The sequence below is a fragment of the Streptomyces coffeae genome, from assembly GCF_016741875.1.
Taxonomy (GTDB): Bacteria; Actinomycetota; Actinomycetes; order Streptomycetales; family Streptomycetaceae; genus Streptomyces; species Streptomyces coffeae.
The window spans coordinates 20,339-40,457 of the sequence record NZ_JAERRF010000015.1 but is presented as its reverse complement, the minus strand read 5'-3'; the positions used below and the strand labels follow the sequence as shown (position 1 = coordinate 40,457).

The following is a 20,119-nucleotide window of genomic DNA, read 5'->3' as shown; positions in this document are numbered from 1 at the left end:
GAACTCACCGTGATCAACATGTCGTTGGCACCACCCGATACCTCGCATCCGCGTCCTTCGCCGGGTTCTTCTTCCCCGCCGCCGTCAGCACCCCGCGGCACCAGGCGGTCACGGTGCGGCCGTCCTCCGTGATCCGCACGGCGTATGCCACCGGACCGCCCCGCCGCGCCACCGCCCCGTTCTCGGGCGGCTCGATCGTCCAGCGGGCGCCGACCGTGCCGTGCGGCCCGACCTCGCGCGGCGCACGGCCCACCGGAACCGCCCGCCAGCCGGTGGGCAGCACGGGAGGGCGGACGTCCACGGCCAGTTCGCGGGCCGCGGCGTTCTCCACGCGCAGCCGCTCACCGTCGGACGACGGGCGCAGCCGGACGATCGACGACGACGGCCCCCACACCCGCACCGTCCGCAGCCGGTCGTTGCCGCCGCGGCGCGGATGCAGCACCCACACCCGCACCGCCGTCACCTCGACCGGACGTTTCAGAACCATCGACAGCTTGTTGAGCCGGCCCGGATGGTCATCGTCCAGATCGAACCGCCGGCTGCCGCGCGGCGGACTGACCCAGCGCGTCCCGACGCGGTAGTCGACCAGGCTGACCGGGCCGGTGTTCCGCCACTCCTCGTCAACGCGGCTGATCCGCACCGGCGTTCCGAAGTGCAGCACCCACTGGTCCTCGGCGTTGGGACTGCCCTTGGTCGACCACACATCCCCGTCGTGACCGTCCCGCGCCATCGCCGGGGAGGTGCCCGGGGCGGAGTAGGTCGCCAGCGCCCGGGGCCAGTCCGCGCCCGGGGTGTACGCGGCCAGGTCGACATCATGGACCGAATCCGTCAGAGGATGCCGCCAGGCGTCGTACTCCTCCGGCAGCCCGAAGCACCACGTCGGCGGCAGCGCCCCCGCCACCAGCAGCGACAGCGCCAGTGGCAACGCCAGCAGCCCCGCCAGATGCGCCGTCACCAGCCCGCCGCGCGCCGTCCGCGTGCCCCCGGCCGCCGCGCCCTCGCGCCCCCCGGGCACCCAGCCGTCGGCCCGCCGCCGGGCGGAGTGGCGGGCGCTCTCGAGGAGGGTGCGGCGCGTCCTGCCGCGCCGCTCACCGGCGGCCAGCAACGCCGCCAGCGGCCGTCGTACGGCCCCGGGCACGGCGTACCGGATCCGCCGCCACCGCCACTCCGCCGCACGCGCCCGCCGCTCCCGCAGCGCCAGCCGCTCGGCGGCGGTACGGCGACGGCGAACGGCGGGGCGGGGAAGGCGGCGGCGCGCGACCCGTATCCCGGCGGCCCACAGCAGCAGTTCGCCCAGTGGGGTCGCGGCGGCGTCGTCGGAGCTCTCCGCCGTTGGGTCGCCATCGGTCCGATACCGGACCCGGCCACCGAACCGCTCGACCGTACGCACCAGATTGCCGCCGCCCGAACGCTCCAGCCAGCCGCGGACCGCATCGCCCGGCCCCGCCGCCTCCGGCAGATCGGTGCCGATCCGGGTCCGCCGCACCGCCTGGGACTTCGTCAGCACCACGGCGATCCGCCGGGGCCGCCGCCGGGCCGGGAGCGCGGCGACGACATGCAGCACACGTTCCACGGTGTGCGAAGGGTCCTGCGGTGAGACCGGCACCCTGCCGACGGCCTCCCGCTCCCCCTCGCCCAGCGAACGCCGTACCGACGGCAGCGCCAGCGCGTCGACCACGAGGACCAGTCCGTCGGCGCGCCGCAGACACTCCAGCGTGTCCACCGACTCCTGGCGGGTGAACGCCGAGCCGGGCGGATCGTAGACGACCAGCGGAGCGTTGGCCCCGCGCAGCCCGGTCAGCGTGGTGGCGTGGGTCGCGACCGGGTCGGGGCGCAGGACGCCGCCGAGCGCCTCCACCCGCTCCCGGGTCTGCGCCAGCGCACGGTAACGCACCACGCTCTGACCGGAGTCGGGGCCTCCGGCCAGCACCACGGTCCGCGTCCGCGCCCGGTCCCGACCCGAGCGGCGCGGCAGCGGCCGGGCGCAGGACGGACAGGACGTCTCCAGCCGGCGCGCCCCGAACACCGGCGAGGCGGGCAGCCGGGCCCCGCAGCGGCACACATGGCGCAGCGCCCCGTACCGGTTCGGCACCAGCCGCCGATGGCCCGCGCCGCAGGCCGGACAGCGGTGCACCGGCAGCGCCACCCGCCGTCCGCACTCCAGATGCGGGCACACCGCGCCCCGGTCGCGCCACCACCGTCCGATCCGGTCCACGGCCGCGAGGGGCGCCCACCACAGCACCGTCCGGAGGACGGACGCCACCGCCCACACCACGAACTGGACCACCGCCGCCGGCAGACACAGCACGGCGGCGATCAGCACGACCGGCGGGATGCCGAGCAGAAAGACCGGGTAGCCGAGCCCGACCCAGGCCGTGCGGGTCCGGTCGGGCTCGCCCTCGGTCCTGACGTACGTCGTCCGGGCGCCCGCACGGGCCGCCGGGAGCACCTTCCGCCAGTCCTCCCAGGTGGCCCGGTACAGCCGTAGAAGATCGCGAGGGGCCGGGCCGTGGAGATACGCCCGGTACGCGGGCTCGTCCGCGTCGCCACCGGGGCGGTGGGTACTCGGCGCTTGCGCGGAGCGGGCGGCGGGCAGCACTCGTGAACCGGTCAGGGAGAGCCGTCGGAAGGGCACCCCGATGGCGAACAGCCCGCCGGTCCGCCCGTACACCGGGCGCCCCAGCGTCCCCCACAGGAGCACCAGATGACGCCCCAGCAGGAGCAGGAACAGCGCGGGCAGATTGAGGAACAGCACCCCGGCCACCGCGATGGCCTGCACGGGCAGGAGGAACAGCGGCACCGGCTCACCCCTCGCTCCGCCACAGCACACGCCGCAGCAGACGTCCGGGGGAGCTGTCCTCAGGTGGCTCCACGGGCTCGGGCGGCGGTTCCGCGGGTGCGGGGACGGCCAGTTCGCGGACGGCCGCGCAGGTCTCCTCCTCGCCGAGCAGCCCCTGTTTGTACAGCCGCAGCACCCGCAGCGCGGCCTCATGCCGCCGCGCGGGGTGCGCCCCGGTCCCCGTCCGCCACACCCGTACCGCGGTGCGTGGCGCCTGCGCCCATGGCTCGCCGCCCTCGGCCATCCCCAGGGGATCGGGCGGGCGCCGGGTCAGCGCCGCGCACACCTCGGGGCTGAGGGCCGCTTCCCGCAGCGCCGTGGAGCCCTCCAACGCCCGCAGCACCCCGGCCAGTACCGCCCTGCGGTAGGCGTCGGCGAGGGTGGCGCCCGGTGGTGCCGCCGGGCGGGGCGGCACCGTCGGCGGCTGTGCGGGCCGGGGATCCGGCGGCAGCAGTGCGGCGAGGGCGTCGCCGAACGGCTCGGGGCGGGCCGTCAGCCACTGCTCCGCGCCGTCCCGTACGGCCTCCGGTGCGACGTCCGCCTCGGCCAGCCGCAGCCGTATCACACCGTCCACGAAGCGTACGAGCGCGGACACCGCGCCGTCCGCTGCCGGAATCGGAGCCGTTTCCGGGAACGCACCGGTCAGCAGGGCCTGTTCGAGGGTGTGGCGGGCGGTGTCCCGGAAGGCGGGGGAGACGGTGAGCAGCCGGGCGGCGAGCGGCGCGTCCAGACCGGCCGGACCGGACGCCAGGGACCGGTGCACCTCCGGCGGTAAGCGGTCGGGGTGCTCCGCGAAGGAGCCGAGCAGTGCGTCGAGCGCGTCCCGCTCCGGCCGTGGGGCGCGCGCCGCGTCCCAGGTGCCGCGGGCGAGCGCCACCAGGGCGCACACCGTGGTGAGCCGGGAAGCCCGGTCCGCGGGCGCCGCGGACCAGAGGTCGGCGACGGTGTCGAACACATCGAGGTCGTCCTCCGCCCAGGCGCGGGCGAGCAGCCCGGCGGCCGTACCGTGCGATGTGTCCCCGGAGACAGGGCCATCCGTCAGTGGCGGATCGAGGTGGAAGACACCGTGCTCGCCGCCACAACGCTCACCGCCGCAGCGCTCCCACACCTCCGGGACGGTGCCCACCAGCAGCCGGTGGTCGTCGTACGGCCGGTCGGTGTAGGTGATGAACGTCAACTCGGCGGCCAGCGGGGCCGGGAGGGCGTAGGAGACGGCGGTGAGCCAGTCCAGTACGCGGTCGCCGGAGGAGGAGACCAGCACCACCGGCCCGGGTGCGTCCGCCTCGGCGTCCGACGGTGTCCGCTCCAGGGCGCTCAGCACCGCCGCGAGGAGGCGTTCCAGCAGCCGCCCGCCCGCCGCGCCGGTCCCGTGGAGCAGCCGCCGGACCCGGTCGGGGCCGACCGTACTGCCCAGGGGCAGTTCACCGATGCCCGGCAGCGGGCGGCCGTCGTCGGCGGCCGGGGCCTCGGCCCACAGCGGGGCGCCCCACAGCTCCACCGGGCGCAGCCCGGTCAGCTCCTCGGGCGTGGCGAGGACGGAGTGGCAGAAGTAGTTGCCCCAGCGGCCCGTGTAGTCCTGGCCGACACTGCGGATGCGGGTCACCGCGCGGGTCTCACCGAGCCGGTCGTACGCAAACGCCACGGGGTGGGAGGCCGGTTCGGCCACCGCGCCCGGCGGTGGGGTGTACGCCATGAGCGGGCGCAGGCCCTCCAGCGTGGCCCGGGAGAGGTCCGCGGACACCGCGGTGAAGCGGAAACCTCCCTGCCGGTCACCGGCACCGGGAGGGGCGGAGGAGTAGTGCGCCTGTCCGGCCACGGCGTCTCACACCTTTCCCCGGTCGAGCATGGCGAACCGGTGCAGCAGCCACATCAGCGGATCCTCCACCCGGTGCGGCCGCACCCCGCCGAGTCCCAGATCGGCCCCGCGCGGTGCGGAGCCGAGCATCGACATGGCGAACAGCTGGTAGTCGGCGCAGGACTGGTCAAGACGCAGGTCGAGCTGGCTCTCCCGCCACCCGGCCAGCAGCGCCCGCAGCTCGGTGTGCACGGCGGCGCGGTCGTCCGCGTCGAAGACCGGGCCGGGGGTACGGGTGCGGTGCAGCGGGGAGTTGTCGGGCAGCTCGGACCAGAGCAGATCCAGCTTGGTCAGCGCCACCGCGACCGGGATCGGCACCTTCCGCCCGCCACCGGGGCCGTGCACCTCGCCGAGGTGGCGCAGCACCCGGGTGAGCACGTCCGCCGACGGTCCGGCGGTCTGCTCGGCGGTGCGGACCGCGCCGCCCGTGGCCGAGCCGGGCGTCCCGGACCCGGCCAGGTCCTGTGGGTCGACCAGCACCACCACCGCGTCCGCCTCGGCGAGATAGCGCAGCTGGGTCTCCATCCGGTCGCGGGAGCCGAAGTGTTCCCCCGCGGTGTCCAGGAAGACCAGGGTGAGCGAGGTGTCCCGGCTGGTGCCGAACGCGCCGCGGCGAGTGCGGCCGAGCCGGTACACCAGGGGGCGGCCGCCGTCCCGCTCCTGGGTCTTGGGCACGGTCCGGTGGGCGTCGTACAGATGGCGCTCGTAGCGCTCCCGGTAGTCGTCGGTGGTGCGGTCGTCGCACGGCACCAGCGAGGTGCGCAGCTCATCGCCGAGGCGGTGCAGCAACTCGTGCACCAGCACCGCGATATACGTGCTCTTGCCGGAGCTGACCGGCCCGGCGAGGGCCACGATCCGTCCGGGCGACTCCAGATAGCCCTCCGGCAGCCGGTCGCCGCAGGCGTGGCACCGGCGTCGGGTGGTGAGATGTCCGCAGGTGCCGCAGGTCGCGCGGCGGTCCAGCGGATTCGCCGCGGCCAGCCGCTTGTCGTCGGCGCACTCCCGGCCGCCCGTCGCGCAGACGAAGCCGAAGCCGTCGCGGCCCAGGCGCCGGAAGCAGTGCGGACACACCCAGCGGCGTCCCCCGGTCCCGCTGCCCCTGAACCTCATCGGTCGCTCACCCGCTTCAGCCGCTTCACCGTTGTCTCCCTCGTCCCACGCGGAGTTCGCTCGTCGGCGGATCGCGCAGCAGCACTCCGTCGCCGACGGCGAAGCAGCGCAGCCAGTAGCCCCGCCCGCCGGGCCCCTTCCCGCCGGGCGCGGGCACGGCCAGCTCCACCGGCCGCCCGGCGGGCAGTTCGACCTCCGTCAGCTCGCCGAGCGTCTCGCCGTCCCCCGGCGCCAGCGGCCAGCTCTCGCCGTACGCCCGCACCAGCAGCAGCCGTTCGGCGCGGACCGTGGCGCGGGCGGTGAACACCGCGCGCAGGGTGCGCCGTCCGGGCAGCCCCGACCGGGTCAGCCGATAGCCGACCTCGACCCGCGCGGGCAGCGAGGTGAGCGAGGGGGCGCCGCCCACGCGCGGCCCCGCACCGGACGCCACCGCCCGCACCTCGATCTCCACCGCCGCACCGTCCGCCACCGGGATCCGCGCCCCCGCCTCGTGCAGATACGCGGCGCGGGTGACGGTCCTGCGGCCCGCCGGGGAACCGTCCACCGTCCAGGACACCTCGGCCGCGTCCACCCCGTGCGCGGGCCAGTCGAACGCCACGGACACCTCGCCACCGAGCCGCCGCGCCTCGATCCGGCCGATACCGGGCAGCACGTCGACCCGCCGGTGCGGGCCGGTCACCGCCTCGTCCCCGGCCACGGTGACCGCGAGCACCGTGGCGCTGCGCGCCGGGACCCGGAACCGTAAGCCGCCGGGGACCGGCGAGGCGGTCAACGGCCGTGCGGCGGGCCGCAGCCCGGACATCGGCAGCCGGGTCCCGGCGGGCCAGGGCACCGCGCCGTCCAGCAGATACAGCGCCGCGTCCCCGCCGCGCGGCGCGGGGAACCGGGCCACCAGCGCCGCCGGATCGTCCGCCACCGGCTCCACCCGCAGCGCGGTCACCGGCTGTGGCGGAGAGACCGGGGTGGCCGAGAGCCGGACGCCCTCGGTGACGGTCCGGGAGCCGTCCGGGCCGCGGTAGACCACGGCGATGCGATAGCGGTGTACGGCGCCGTTGGTGAGTCCGCTGTCGGTGAAGCCGTCCCGGCGGGCGGTCACCCGGACCCCGCGCCCGCCGCCCCCGTCGCGGGTCACTTCCACCGACTCCGCCCCGGCCGGACACCGCCAGGCACCGGTGACCGTGGCGTCGCCCACCCGCAGCGTCACGCCCGCCACTTCGGGCCGGTGGTAGACCGGTCCGCAGACGGCGAGCGCGGACGGCGGGGTGCCGGGCTCCGCGCCGCGCCGCACCGCCACGCCGTAGTAGAGCGGACGGCCCACGAACAGCGCCGTGCCGTCGGGGGCGAAGGTGTCGCGCAGCGAGGTGGCGCCGGGGGAGTCCGGCCGCAGTACGGTGCCGTCGAGCGCGGAGCGCGGCGGGCGGCCCACCCGCCGTACCACCATGTACTCCGGCTCCCCGGCGGTCGACGGGGTGGGTTCCCACTCCACCAGCACCCCCGCGTCGTCGGAGACCGCCACGCACCGCGGCACCGGACGGGCGGGCAGCGTACGGCGCAGCGCGTCCGCGCCGGGCAGATCCGCGGCGATCAGCTCGGCCTCGTCCAGCAGCTCCCAGCCGCGGTCCGGATCACCGGCGCGCAGCCCGGCGGCCCGGTCGCGCAGCCGCAGCGCCTCGGCCAGCCGCTCCCGGACATGCGCGGCCAGCGCCCCCGCCTCCTCGGGCAGCGCCCCGTCCGGGAACCGGTCCAGGACGGCGGCGGCCTGGGCGAGTTGCCCGTCGGCGGCCAGTCGGCGCAGCCGCCCGGTGACCGGGTCCCCCGAGCGTTCGTGGAGCACGGCGAAGACCAGCCGCCGGGCGTCGGCCTCGGCGACCGACAGCTCCCCGACGGCGTGGGCGAGCAGGGTGGCGGCCCCGGCGCGGGCCGCCCGGTGCTCCCGTACCGAGGCGGCCAGTTCGTACGCCAGCACCGCGCCAAGGCCCTCCGGACCGCGCTCGCGCAGCACCTGCCGCAGCGCGGCGACCACCCCATGGGCGGCGGTCTGGGCCGCGCTGTGCGGCAGCCGCGCCCAGCGGACCGCCGCCTCGTCCAGCGCCCGTTCACCGGGCGGGGGCTGGGTGAAGGGCTCCAGCGGGGCGGACACCCGCCCGCCGGGCCCGTCCGCGGCCAGGAAGTCGGCGAGATGGCGCAGCCGCAGCAGCCCCAACTGCCGGGCGCAGCGCAGATACGCGGGGAGCGGGGCGGCGGCGGGCAGCGCGTCCGGCTCCCTGACCTCGATCCGTACCTCCCGCAGCGCCTCGTGCACCCGGGCCCCGGTCACCCCGTGGGCCGCGGCCACCTCCTCGACGGTGGCGGGCGCGATCAGGCCCAGTCCGTCCGCGGCCTCTTCCAGGGCGTCCCGCAGCCGGCGTCGTCCGTCGCCCTCGCGGCGGTCCTGCTCGGCCAGCGCGGTCCGCAGCGGTTCCAGATCGCCCGCCGCGGCGGCGTCGAACACCCGCTGGTGGACCGGGTGTCCGGCCTCCAGTGCCTCGATCACCGGCCGGTACTTCAGCCGGGACCGGCCGCGCCGCCAGCACGCCCGGACCTCCTTCACCGCCTCGGCGACCGCGGCGGCGGTCAGCGGCTCGTCCAGCTGGTAGCGCCAGCGCAGATCGTCCTTCAGCGGCAGCCCGTGGTCCAGCACCTCACGGCGGTAGCGCGCCTCGTCGAATGCCATGTCTCACCCCCGCGGCGGTCCGTCGGCGGCCGGTTCAGGCGATCCGCTCCTTGGTGAGCGAAATCCTGGCCTCCGCGACCGCCTCCTCGGTCATCTGGCCGATCCGCACCGTGAGGGTGAGCCGCTCACCGGTCTCCCGCTCGGTGGCCGCCACCGTGAGCAGCCCCGAGGTGTCCAGGCTGAACTCGCACTGGATGGGCCAGCGCTCGGGCTTGTCCGGCGGGATGTCCAACTCGCCGTCGGCGACCACCGTGTTGTGACCCAGCTCGTCCGACTCGACCGACCCGGCCTGCTCCATCACCTTGATGTGCACCTTTCGCTGCCCGGCGCGGATGGTGTAGAAGTCCTGCACCACCGCGACCGGCAACGTGTCGTTCGCGTGCACCAGATGGGTCACGTACTCCCGCTCCAGGTCCAGGTCCCACACCTGGATGCCGTAGCCGCGCGAGGCGACGGTGGAGATCGTGTACGGCTGGTGGGTGATCCGGCCGGTGTCCGGCACCTGGGGCGCCTCCTCGGCGGACACCTCCCCGCTGTTGATCACGTACAGCGCGCGGTCCAGGGCGTACAGCGAGGCGCCGCGGGCCACCGCGAGATCCGGGTTGTGCAGTCTGGCGTCGAAGCCGAACTCCTCGCGCAGCCGCCGGGCCACGGCGGGCATCTTGGTGGCCCCGCCCACCAGCAGGACGTCGTCGAAGCGCGCCACACCGCGCTCCCGGGCCAGCTCCACGGTGCGCCGGGTGAGGTCGACGGTGCGGTCCAGCAGATCCCGGGTCAGCTCCTCGATCAGCTCCTGGGTCAGCTCGACCGGTTCCACCAGCCCCTGGTGCATCACCCGGACCGTATAGCTTCCCCGGAACGAGAGCGCCTTCTTGGCCTCCTCGGCGTCCTTGCGCAACTGGGTCTCGGTCTGCGGATCGGCCAGCGGATCGCCCGCGTCGGGGAACCTGGTCCGGAAGGCGTCCACCAAGTGGAGCACCAGCCGGTCGTCCCAGTCGGATCCGCCGAGCTCCTTGGCGCCGTCGGTGCACACCACCTTCAGCTCGGTGCCGCGCAGTGTCAGCACCGTGGTGTCGAAGGTGCCGCCGCCCAGGTCGTACACCAGGATCGCGCGGTCGCCGCCGTCCGCGCCCGCGCCCAGCGCGCCGTAGTCGAGGGCGGCCGCGATGGGCTCGGCCACCACGTCCAGCACCCGCAGCCCGGCGATCTCGCCCGCCTTGCGGGTGGCGTCGCGCTCGGCGATCCCGAAGTACGCGGGCACCGTGATCACCACGTCCCGCACCTCATGGCCACCGCTGACCTGTGCGTCGTCTGCGAGTTTGCGCAGGATGCGGGCGGAGATCTCCTCCGGGGTGAACGACCGGCCGTGGAACTCCCGGGACACCGCCTCGCCCATGTCCCGCTTGATCAGCTGCACCACGGCGTCCGGGTCCACTACGGCGGCGTCCTTGGCCGACTGGCCCACCACGGTGCCGTCCCCGCTCTCGAAGTACACGACCGAGGGCGTGGTGTCCGAACCCTCCAGATTCCGCAGCACGGTGGGTCTGCCCACATCGTCCACACAGGCGATACAGGAATAGGTGGTTCCCAGGTCGATGCCGTAGACGGCCATCTGTGCCCCCTCCGCTGTCCTTCCCTGCCCCGATCACTACCCCGCGGACGGCGGTGTACCGCCGGGCCGCTCCCAGCGCGCCACCACGACCTCGGCCTTGCGCACCACCCGCTCGCCCTGGACGAATCCGGCCGCCACCACCCGCGCCACGGTGCGGTCCGCCTCCTCGGAGGCGGCCTCGGCGCGCCCCACCGGCCGGTGGCGCGCGCTGTCGAACGGCTCGCCCTCCTCCGGGGCGTACGCCTCGGTGCCGGTGCCCACGAGGGTGTCGGCCGCCTCGTCGGCCAGCGCCCGCAGCAGCGCCCGCAGTTCGGCGGTGCCCAGCGGGGCGTCGATCTGCTCGGCCTGCCGCAGGATGCGGTCGTGCAGCCGGATCAGACCGTGGCGTACGAGATCGAGGGCGGCGTCCAGCTCACCGCGGCGCAGCTCCTGGAGCTCGGTGTGCAGCCGGGTGATGATCTCCTCGCGCCGGTCGGCGAGATCCTGCTGACGCGCCAGCGCGGTGGTGAACTCCGCAACGGCGCGCTCCAGCCCGCCGTCCTGCCCGGCCTCCGCTGCCGGATCGTCCCCGGCTTCCGGTGCCGGACCGTCGGTCGTCGTACTCTCTTCCGTCTCCGGCACGCGCGCCCCCTGGGTCTGTGCGGCTATCAGACCCTAGCGCAATCGCCGTAGCCGAGGGCAGAACTGCTGCCGTGCCGCGCGGAGTTGGTCAGAACAGCAGCTTGTCGAGGGTGATGGGCAGTTCGCGGACCCGGATGCCGGTCGCGTGGTACACCGCGTTGGCGATGGCCGCGGCCGTGCCGACGATGCCCACCTCGCCCGCGCCCTTGGCGCCCATCGCGTTGGTGTGCGGATCCCGTTCGTGCACCCAGTGCGCCTCCACCGCATGCACATCGGCGTTGGCGGCGATGTGGTACTGCGCGAAGTCGTGGTTGACCACATGTCCGAACCTCGGGTCGAGCACGCTGTGTTCGTACAGCGCCATCGACATCCCCTGCGTCATCCCGCCGATCAGCTGGGAGCGGACGGTCTTGGGGTTGATGACCCGGCCCACGTCGAACATCCCCAGCAGCCGGGCCACCCGCACCTCACCGGTGTCCTGGTCCACCCGCACCTCGGCGAACTGCGCGCCGAAGCTGTGCATGGCGTAGCGGTCCTCGTCAGGGTTGGCGGGCATGTCCGCGGTGACCTCCAGGCCCTGTGCCGGGACCGTGCCGCCGTGGTCGGACTCCAGAACCTCGCGCAGCCGCATCGCCGCCGCGCAGATCGCACTGCCCCAGCTGCTGATACCGGAGGAGAACCCGGCGACCGACGCGGGCGGCAGCGCGGTGTCCCCGATGCGCACCTCCACCTGCTCGACCGGGACCTCCAGCGCGTCCGCCGCGATCTGGGTGAGCGCGGTCCAGGCGCCGGTGCCCAGGTCCGCGGCGGCGATCAGCACCCGGTGGTGGCCGTCGGGGGTGACCCCGATGCTGGCGCTGCTCCCGGGCAGCCGGGGCGAGGGATACGTCGAGGCCGCCACCCCGCTGCCCAGCAGCCAGCGCCCGTCCCGGCGCGCGCGGGGGGTGGGATCGCGCCGCTCCCATCCGGCCCGGCGGGCGCCCTCGCGCAGACAGGCCACCAGATGGCGGCTGGAGAACGGCAGCCCGGACTCCGGGTGGACCTCCGGCTCGTTGCGGATCCGGAACTCCACCGGGTCCATTCCGCAGGCGAGGGCCATCTCGTCCATGGCCGACTCCAGCGCGAACATCCCCTGCCCCTCGCCCGGCGCCCGCATGATGGTGGGCACCGGGATGTCCAGGGGCGCCAGCCGGTGGGTGGTGCGCCGGTTCGGGGCGGCGTACATCATCCGGGTGCACACCGCCACCTGGTCCGCGTACCCCTTGGCCTTGGCGGTCTGTTCGGCCACCTCATGGGAGACGGCGGTGAGGTGGCCGTCGCCGTCGGCGCCGAGCCGGATCCGCTGGATCGAGGCCGGGCGATAGCCGACGAGCGCGAACATCTGCTGGCGGGTCAGCGCGAACTTCACCGGACGGCGTACGGTGCGGGCGGCCATCGCGGCCAGCACGGCGTACGAGTGAGGGAAGACCTTCGAGCCGAAACCGCCCCCGACATGCGGGGAGATCACCCGGACCCGTTCCGGTGGCAGCCCCAGCACCCCGGCGATCAGGGTCCGGCTGAACGACGAGCCCTGGGTGGAGCAGTACACCGTCAGCGCGCCGTCGTCCCAGCTGACCACGGCGGTGTGCGGCTCCATCGGGTTGTTGTGGTACATCGGCGTGGCGTAGGTGGCGTCCAGCCGGACCTGGGCCGAATCCAGCGCCCTGGCCACGTCCCCCAGCATGCTGTCGGCGGGCGAGCCGTCCTGGAGTTCGCCCGCCTCCATGCCGAACACGGCGGCGTGCACCGGCTTCTGGAGATCGTCGCGGTCCGCGCGGAGCACCACATCGTGCTCCCGCGGCGCGTAGGCGAACCGGACCAGACCCGCGGCGGCGCGCGCGGCCTCCAGGGTCTCCGCCACCACGGCACCGGTGAACTGGCCGCGCCAGGCCACCTCGTCGGTCTGGAGCACCGCGAGCTCGGGGTCGTCGGGCCGGGTCAGCGAGGGCGCGTTGAGATGGGTGAGCACGGCCAGCACCCCGGGTTCGGCCTCGGCCGCCTCCGTGTCCACCGCGGTGATCCGCCCGGCGGCGATCGTGGACTGGAGGGGGTGGAGATACACGGCGTGCTCGACGGGCCATTCGAAGGCGTAGGTGGCGGTGCCGGTGACCTTCTGCGCGCCGTCGATCCGGTCCAGCGGGCTGCCGATGGCGTGGGGCCGGGCGCGGACGTCGCTCATCGTCTCTCCTGAACCAGTTCGAGCAGCACACTGACGATGGTGTTGCGGGCGAGCGGCACCTTGAACGCGTTGCCCGGCAGCGGGCGCGCCGGGGCCAGTTCGGCCGCCGCCGCGCCCCGGAAGCTCTCCCGGGTGGCGGGCGCGCCGCGCAGCGCCGTCTCGGCGGCGGTGGCCCGCCACGGCTTGTGCGCCACTCCGCCGAGCGCGATCCGCACGTCCCGTACGGTGCCGTCGGCCACGTCCAGCGCTGCGGCCACCGAGACCAGTGCGAAGGCGAACGACGCCCGGTCGCGCACCTTGCGGTAGCGGGAGGCGGTCAGATGGGGCGGCGGGGGCAGTTCGACCCCGGTGATCAGCTCACCGCGCTCCAGCACGGTGTCCCGCTCGGGGGCGTCTCCCGGCAGCCGGTGCAGCTCGGTCACCGGGATCCGCCGCTCCGCGCCCGGCCCGCGCACGGTGACCACCGCGTCCAGCGCGGCCAGCGCCACCGCCATGTCCGAGGGATGGGTGGCCACACAGGCGGGGGAGGAGCCCAGGATCGCCAGATCGCGCTGATAGCCCTCCAGCGCCGAACAGCCCGATCCCGGCTGACGTTTGTTGCACGGCGTGGTGACGTTCTGGAAGTACGCGCAGCGGGTGCGCTGGAGCAGATTGCCGCCGGTGGTGGCGAGGTTGCGCAGCTGCCCCGAGGCGCCCGACAGGATGGCCTGGGAGAGCATCGGATAGCGCCGCCGGACGCGGTGGTCGGCGGCCAGATCGCTGTTGGGGACGGCGGCCCCGATGCGCAGGGCCCCGTCGGGCAGTTCCTCGATCCGGTCGGAGGTCAGCCGCCGTACGTCGATGAGCACCTCGGGGGTGGCAACTTCCAGGCGCATGAGGTCCACCAGATTGGTGCCCCCGGCCAGGAAGGCCGCATCCGGCTCCTCGGCCACGGCGGTGACCGCGGAGGACACGTCGTCGGCGCGTTCGTAGCGGAAGGGTTTCATCGGTGTGCCACCTCCGCGATGGCCGGGACGATGTTGGCGTACGCGGCGCAGCGGCACAGGTTGCCGCTCATGCGCTCGGCGATCTCCTCGTCGTCCAGCACCACATCGGTGGCGCCGGGGTCCTTGCTGACCGCGCTCGGCCAGCCCGCCTCCGCCTCGGCCAGCATCCCGGCGGCCGAGACGATCTGGCCGGGGGTGCAGTAGCCGCACTGGAAGGCGTCATGGGCGATGAACGACCGCTGGAGCGGATGCAGACCGCCGCCGTCGCCATCGGCCAGCCCTGCCGCGGTGACGAGGTCCGCGCCCTGGTGGGCCACGGCGAGCGCGAGACAGCTCAACGCCCGCCGGCCGTCGATCAGCAGGGTGCAGGCGCCACACTGTCCGTGGTCGCAGCCCTTCTTGGGGCTGGTGTTCCCCAGTCGTTCGCGCAGGGCGTCCAGCAGCGTGGTACGGGTGTCGACGATGAGCCGGTGCTCGGTGCCGTCCACCCGCAGCGTGATCTCCACGTCCATGGTCCAGTCCTTGGTCGTCGTCCAGCCGGGATGTCACGCAGCTCTGCCCAGTATCGGACATATGTGCACTGATCGCCCGTCCGGTGGTGGTCGCCCCGCGTCTTGACGCCATCTGTGCCCGGTGATTCCATGTGGCTCATCCACTGAGCCACTGGGGGAGGATGAACGTGGAGGCACTGCCCCGCGAAACCATCGTCGACGTCCTCGAGAACCGTCTGCGGGAGGACATCTTCACCGGCCGCCACCCGGCGGGCACCCTGCTCCCGCCGGAGCGCGAACTGGCCGAGGGCTACGGGGTCACCCGCACCACCCTCAAGCACGCCTTCGGCCGTCTGATCCAGGCCGGACTGCTGGAGACCCGGCACGGCGTGGGCACCCGGGTGCGCGACTATGCCCGGCTCGGTGGCGCCGATCTGCTGCCCATGCTGGTGCGGCACAGCCCCGACTGGATCGGCGAGATCTTCGAAGTGCGGCGCTCCGTGGGCGCGTTGATCGCCGAACGGGCCGCCGCCCGCGCCACCGACGGGCAGAAGGCCGAACTGCGCACCCTGCTGGCCGCGGTGGGCGAGGCGGAGGACACCGACGCGGTGCAGCTCGCCGACGTCGAGGTGCACCGGGCGCTCGCCCGCGCCACCGGCAACCGCGTCTACGCCCTGCTCACCAACACCCTCTTCAACGCCTATCTGCCCGTACGCACTGCCCTGGCCGGGCCCTTCACCGACCCGCCCGCCGCCCGCGCCCGGCTGGCACCGGTGGTCGAGGCCGTGGTCCGGGGCAACCAGCGCGCCGCCCACCGGGCCGCCGAGGCGTATCTGACCGCCACCGAACGCATCATGCTGGAGGGCCTCGCTTGACTTCCTCCCCCGCCTAAAGGCGGGGGATTCCAGCGGTCACCCGCTGGGGTTCCTGCTTCACCGACGACCGCCCCGTCCGGGAGGACTCCCGTTGAGGTCTTACACCGTCTCCACAGGCAGACGCCGCCAGCCCGGCGGCCAGGATGTTGCGTGCCGCGTTCATGTCACGGTCATGCACGGTGCCGCAGTCGCACGTCCACTCGCGGACGTTCAGCGGCAGCTGCTCGCGGACCGTGCCGCAGGCCCCGCACAGCTTCGAGTTGGGGAACCAGCGGTCGATCACCACGAGTTCGCGCCCGTACCAGGCGCACTTGTACTCCAGCATGGAGCGCAGTTCCGTCCACGACGCATCCGAGATCGCACGCGCCAGGGTGTGGTTCTTCAGCAGGTTGCGGACGGTGAGGTCCTCGATCACGACCGTTTGGTTCTCACGGACGAGCCGAGTGGTGAGTTTGTGCAGGAGGTCCCGGCGGCGGTCGGCGATCCGAGCGTGGACCCTGGCAACCTTCCGGCGGGCCTTCTCCCGGTTGTTCGAGCCCTTGGCCTTGCGGGACAGCTCGCGCTGGGCCTTGGCGAGTCGGGTCCGGTCGCGGCGCTCGTACCTGGGGTTGGTGATCTTCTCCCCGGTGGACAGGGTCACCAGCGACGTGATCCCGGCGTCGATACCGACCGCCGCGTCCGTGGCCGGGGCAGGGGCGATGGTGTCCTCGCACAACAGGGATACGAACCAGCGCCCGGCAGCGTCACGGGAGACGGTCACCGTGGTCGGCTCCGCCCCCTCCGGGAGTGGGCGCGACCAGCGAATGTCCAGCGGCGCCGTCATCTTCGCCAACGTCAGTCGCCCGTCACGCCACGTGAAGGCGGAGCGGGTGTACTCCGCGCTCGCGCGGGACTTCTTCCGGCTCTTGTACCGGGGGTACTTGGCCCGCTTGGCGAAGAAGTTCCCGAACGCCGTCTGAAGGTGGCGCAACGCCTGCTGGAGCGGAACGGAGGACACCTCGTTCAGGAAGGCGAGTTCCTCGGTCTTCTTCCACTCCGTCAGCGCGGCGGAGGACTGGACGTAGGAGACGCGGCGCTGCTCGCCGTACCAGGCACGGGTGCGCTCCTCCAGCGCCCGGTTGTAGACGAGACGGACGCAGCCGAACGTACGCGACAGCTCCGCCGCCTGCTCGTCCGTGGGACAGAAGCGGTACTTGAACGCCCGCTTCACCTGCGGCGTCATGCCTCACATTCTATCAATTCCTGTGTGATTGAGGGGTGTCGGCCGCTGGTCGGCACACGCCGAATCGCCCTGACGGCGACTCGGCTTTCCCTGCCCCGCTCCGCAGGAGTCCGTTCCCTCCCCGGCCTGAAGGCCGGGGTATCCGCGGAGGAATCCCGATGAGCACGCGTACGACCACCCCGGAGCGCACCGGCCCGCCCGGAGCCGAAGCCGCCCGCACACCGGAACACTCCCGCCCGTCCGGCCGGGGCACCACCTTCCGCGAAACCATGCTCGGCCGGATCCGCCTCGACGGCGAGGACCGCGACCGTCCGGTCCGCCTCGATCTGCACGCCGCGGCCGACCGGGTGCCGCACCCCCTCGGCACCACACCGGCCCGGCTGACCGGGCGCATACGTATCGCCGGATGGGTCGACGACCCCGAGGCCGTCGGCACACTGGAGATCTCCCCGCTCGCCAGGCGCCGGATCCGCTACCGCATCGGCTTCACCGCCGACGGCCACCGGTTCACCCTCGACGGCTGGAAGTCCATCAGTCCGCGCCGCCCGCTCGCCTCCATGACCGTGCTGCCGTACACCCTGTACGAGGACGGCACGGCCGTGGGCACCGGCACCGTACGGTTTCCCCTGGCCACCCAACTCCTGCCGTTCCTGGCCGGCTTCCGCTTCCCGCGCCGCGAAGACGGCACCCCGCTGGTGGCCCCCCGCTGGAACGGCACCCCCGGCCGTACCGAGGTCTGGTACACCACCGCCACCGACCCGGCCACCGGCACCGGGCTGTGGCTGCACCATGAACTCGTCGCCCCCGCCGACGGATCCCCGCCCTTCGCCCACGGCTGGGCCGCCGCCTTCCCCCAGGACGGCCCGGTGCGCCACACCCGCTTCGGCCCCACCCCGTGGACCCGCCCCGCCGAGGGATTCCGCGGTGACGGCGTCCAGGCCGTTCCCGGTCAACTCAGCGGAAATGCAGGGGAGTTCAGCTGGCGGCTGGCCGAACAGCCCACCGACGCACCGCTGTACACCTTCCCCCGCTGGTCCTGGCGGCGCCCCCTGCTGCCCGCCGCCCAGGTCCTCCCGGCCGCCCGCGCCCGCTACACCGGGACCTTCGCCTACCAGGACACCACCCTCACCCTCGACGGCGCGCCGGGCGCCTCGGCCCGGATCTACGGACACGGCAACGCCCACCGCTGGGCATGGCTCCACGCCGACCTGGGCGACGACGGCGTTCTGGAGATCGTCGCCGCCGTCTCCACCCGCCCCGGACTGCGGCGGCTGCCACCGCTGGTCTTCCTGCGGCTGCGCCACCGCGGCCGCACCTGGCCCCGGCGGGCCGAGCGCACCGCGGTGGGCTGGGCCGGGCTCGGGCGGTTCCGCGCCGATGTCGGCCTGCCCAGCTGGACGGTGACCGGACGCGCCGGGCTGCGCCGGATCCGCGTCGAGGTCACCCAGCCCGCGGAACGGACCCTGGCCCTGGACTACGCCGACCCCGACGGCTCCCCGGCGGTCTGCCGCAACAGCGAGCGCGCCGACGCCCACATCCTGCTCGAACGGTGGTGGGGCAAGTGGCGCACCGAAGCCGTCTGGACCCTGGACGGCACCGCGCACGCGGAGGTGGGCGGCCGATGAGCCCCGACACCCCCCGCAGCGCCTTCTGCGGCGCCGCCACCCGCCTGCGCGCCCCGCACACCCGCGGCAGCCTCGACGGCCTCGTCGCCGCCCTGCTTGCGGACGACGGCGCCACCCCGTGGCCAGGCAGGGTGCCCCGGCGGCTGGAGACCGTGCTCGCCGCGATGCCGCTGCCCGCCCGCGCCGGAGTGCGCACCGCCGCCGCCGCGCTCGACGCCTACGCCCTCGCCACCACGGGCCGTCGGCTCACCGCCCTCGGCCCGGCCGAACGGGAGCGGCTGCTCGACTCGCTCGGCGCCCGGTCCGCGCTGCTCCCGCTGCTCGACGTGCTCAAGGTCCCGGTCCTGCTCGCCGCCGGAACCGAGCGCATGCTCGACCACGGCGGCCACCGGCCGGGCACGGCCCTCCCGCGCCAGGACCCCCCGCTCGACTGCACCCCCGCCGACGCCTGGCCCGCCCGTACCACCACCGACGCCGTGGTGATCGGCTCGGGCGCCGGCGGCGCCATGGCCGCCCGCACCCTCGCCCGCTTCGGACTGCGCGTGGTGGTCCTGGAGGAGGGCCACCACCACTCCACCGACTCCTTCGGGAAACGCACCCCGCTGGACCGGTTCACCGAGCTGTACCGGGACGGCGGCGCCACCGTGGCCGTCGGCAACCCGCCCCTGCTGCTGCCGGTCGGACGGGCCGTCGGCGGCACCACCGTCGTCAACTCCGGCACCTGCTACCGCACTCCGGACCATGTGCTCGACCGGTGGCGCCGCACCTTCGGCTTCGAGCTCGCCGACCGCTTCGACACGGCGCTGGACGAGGCCGAGAAGACCGTCCGGGTGGCCACCCAGCCGGTGGAGGTACTCGGCAACAACGGGCTGCTCGCCCTCATCGGCGCCGAACGGCTGGGCTGGCAGGCGTCGCCACTGCGCCGCAACGCCCCCGGCTGCAAGGGCTCCTGCCAGTGCGTCGTGGGCTGTCCGACCGGCGCCAAGCAGAGTGTGCAGCTGTCCGTGCTGCCCGACGCCTGCGCCCACGGAGCCCGGATCGTCACCGGCGCCCGGGTGCGGCGGATCCTCGTCGAACGCGACCGCCCCGGCGGACCGCGCGCCGCCGGGGTCCAGGTGCGGCGGGAGGACGGCGATACGTTCGAGATCCTCGCCCCGCTCGTGGTCGTCGCCGCGGGCGCCCTGGAGACACCCCCGCTGCTGCGCCGCTCCGGACTCGGCGGCCATCCGATGCTCGGCCGCAACCTCAGTGTGCATCCGGCGACCAGTGTGGCCGGGCGGTTCGACCAGCCCGTCACCGCGTGGGAAGGGGTGCTCCAGAGCGTCGGGGTGGAGGAACACCACTCCGACGGCATCCTGATCGAGGCCACCGCCACCCCGCCGGGCATGGGCTCCTTCGTCCTCCCGGGCCTCGGTGGCGAGCTCCGCCGCGAACTGGAGACCTCCGACCGGCTCGCCACCTTCGGCGCCATGATCGCGGACCGGCCGTCCGGCCGGGTGCTGGGCCGGAACCGCACCCTGCTCCGCTACGGTCTGGACCGCCGCGACGCGGACCGACTGGTGCGGGCGGTACGTGCCATGGGCGAACTCCTCCTCGCGGCGGGCGCGGAGGAGGTGCTCACCGGTATCCCGGCCACGCCCAGGGTGCACAGCCTCACCGAACTCGACGCCGCAATGGCCAAGGTGAGTGCGCGTCAGCTGCATCTGTCGGCGTTCCACCCCACCGGTACGGCCGCGGCGGGCGCCGATCCGCAAGCGACACCCGCCGACCCCGCGGGACGGCTGCGCGGGGTGCGGGGGGTGCTGGTCGCCGATGGCTCGGTGCTGCCCAGCTGTCCCGAGGTCAATCCGCAGCTGTCCATCATGGCCGCCGCCCTCGCGGTGTGCGAAGCCCATCTGGAGGGCGTGGAAACGGCGGTGGCGGTCTCCGGCGGTGTCGAATGACCGATGTGT

At 74.2% G+C, this 20,119-nt stretch carries 13 protein-coding genes; 3 read left to right on the top strand and 10 right to left on the bottom strand.

Annotation, left to right across the window (positions count from 1 at the left end; all coding sequences use genetic code 11):
* Nucleotides 1-13: 13 nt before the first annotated feature.
* The 9 genes from JK363_RS24290 to JK363_RS24250 all read right to left on the bottom strand — a co-directional run bounded on the left by JK363_RS24290 (nt 14) and on the right by JK363_RS24250 (nt 14,466).
* The gene (locus tag JK363_RS24290) at nt 14-2,800 is read right to left on the bottom strand and encodes a hypothetical protein (RefSeq protein WP_201877253.1); all 2,787 of its coding nucleotides are present in this window, start codon (nt 2,798-2,800) and stop codon (nt 14-16) included.
* Between the two features lie 4 nt (nt 2,801-2,804).
* Nucleotides 2,805-4,655: a GAP1-N2 domain-containing protein gene (locus tag JK363_RS24285; RefSeq protein WP_201877251.1), complete on the bottom strand. Its 1,851-nt coding sequence runs from the start codon at nt 4,653-4,655 to the stop codon at nt 2,805-2,807.
* 6 nt (nt 4,656-4,661) lie between these two features.
* Nucleotides 4,662-5,804: a TRAFAC clade GTPase domain-containing protein gene (locus JK363_RS24280; protein ID WP_215911242.1), complete on the bottom strand. Its 1,143-nt coding sequence runs from the start codon at nt 5,802-5,804 to the stop codon at nt 4,662-4,664.
* A 25-nt stretch (nt 5,805-5,829) separates the two neighbouring features.
* Entirely contained in the window at nt 5,830-8,517 is a 2,688-nt protein-coding gene (locus JK363_RS24275; protein ID WP_201877249.1) for a hypothetical protein, read from the bottom strand.
* A 34-nt stretch (nt 8,518-8,551) separates the two neighbouring features.
* The gene (locus JK363_RS24270; protein ID WP_201877248.1) at nt 8,552-10,129 is read right to left on the bottom strand and encodes an Hsp70 family protein; all 1,578 of its coding nucleotides are present in this window, start codon (nt 10,127-10,129) and stop codon (nt 8,552-8,554) included.
* Nucleotides 10,130-10,165: 36 nt separating this feature from the next.
* Nucleotides 10,166-10,750, bottom strand: coding sequence for a nucleotide exchange factor GrpE (locus tag JK363_RS24265; RefSeq protein ID WP_307821850.1), 585 nt, complete (start codon nt 10,748-10,750; stop codon nt 10,166-10,168).
* A gap of 88 nt (nt 10,751-10,838) precedes the next feature.
* Entirely contained in the window at nt 10,839-12,968 is a 2,130-nt protein-coding gene (locus JK363_RS24260) for a xanthine dehydrogenase family protein molybdopterin-binding subunit (protein WP_201877247.1), read from the bottom strand.
* Nucleotides 12,965-13,954 (bottom strand): FAD binding domain-containing protein, encoded by a 990-nt coding sequence (locus JK363_RS24255; protein ID WP_201877246.1) that lies wholly within the window; start codon nt 13,952-13,954, stop codon nt 12,965-12,967. The genes JK363_RS24260 and JK363_RS24255 overlap by 4 nt, the downstream gene beginning before the upstream one ends.
* A complete protein-coding gene (locus JK363_RS24250) occupies nt 13,951-14,466 on the bottom strand; it encodes a 2Fe-2S iron-sulfur cluster-binding protein (RefSeq protein WP_201877245.1) in 516 nt (171 codons plus the stop codon). Before JK363_RS24250 ends, JK363_RS24255 begins: the two co-directional genes overlap by 4 nt.
* Nucleotides 14,467-14,627: 161 nt before the next feature.
* Between JK363_RS24250 and JK363_RS24245 the strand changes: the two genes are divergently transcribed.
* Entirely contained in the window at nt 14,628-15,320 is a 693-nt protein-coding gene (locus JK363_RS24245; RefSeq protein ID WP_215911241.1) for a FadR/GntR family transcriptional regulator, read from the top strand.
* Nucleotides 15,321-15,333: 13 nt separating this feature from the next.
* Here the strand turns inward: JK363_RS24245 and JK363_RS24240 are convergent, their stop codons facing one another.
* Nucleotides 15,334-16,542, bottom strand: a complete 1,209-nt coding sequence (locus JK363_RS24240) for an RNA-guided endonuclease InsQ/TnpB family protein (RefSeq protein ID WP_201877242.1) — start codon at nt 16,540-16,542, stop codon at nt 15,334-15,336.
* 158 nt (nt 16,543-16,700) lie between these two features.
* On the opposite strand from JK363_RS24240, the gene JK363_RS24235 reads away from it, so the two are divergent.
* A complete protein-coding gene (locus tag JK363_RS24235; protein WP_236076064.1) occupies nt 16,701-18,167 on the top strand; it encodes a tocopherol cyclase family protein in 1,467 nt (488 codons plus the stop codon).
* Nucleotides 18,164-20,110 carry a GMC family oxidoreductase gene (locus JK363_RS24230; protein WP_201877240.1) on the top strand — a complete coding sequence of 649 codons (1,947 nt, stop codon included), beginning with the start codon at nt 18,164-18,166 and terminating at the stop codon, nt 20,108-20,110. Before JK363_RS24235 ends, JK363_RS24230 begins: the two co-directional genes overlap by 4 nt.
* Nucleotides 20,111-20,119: the final 9 nt, after the last annotated feature.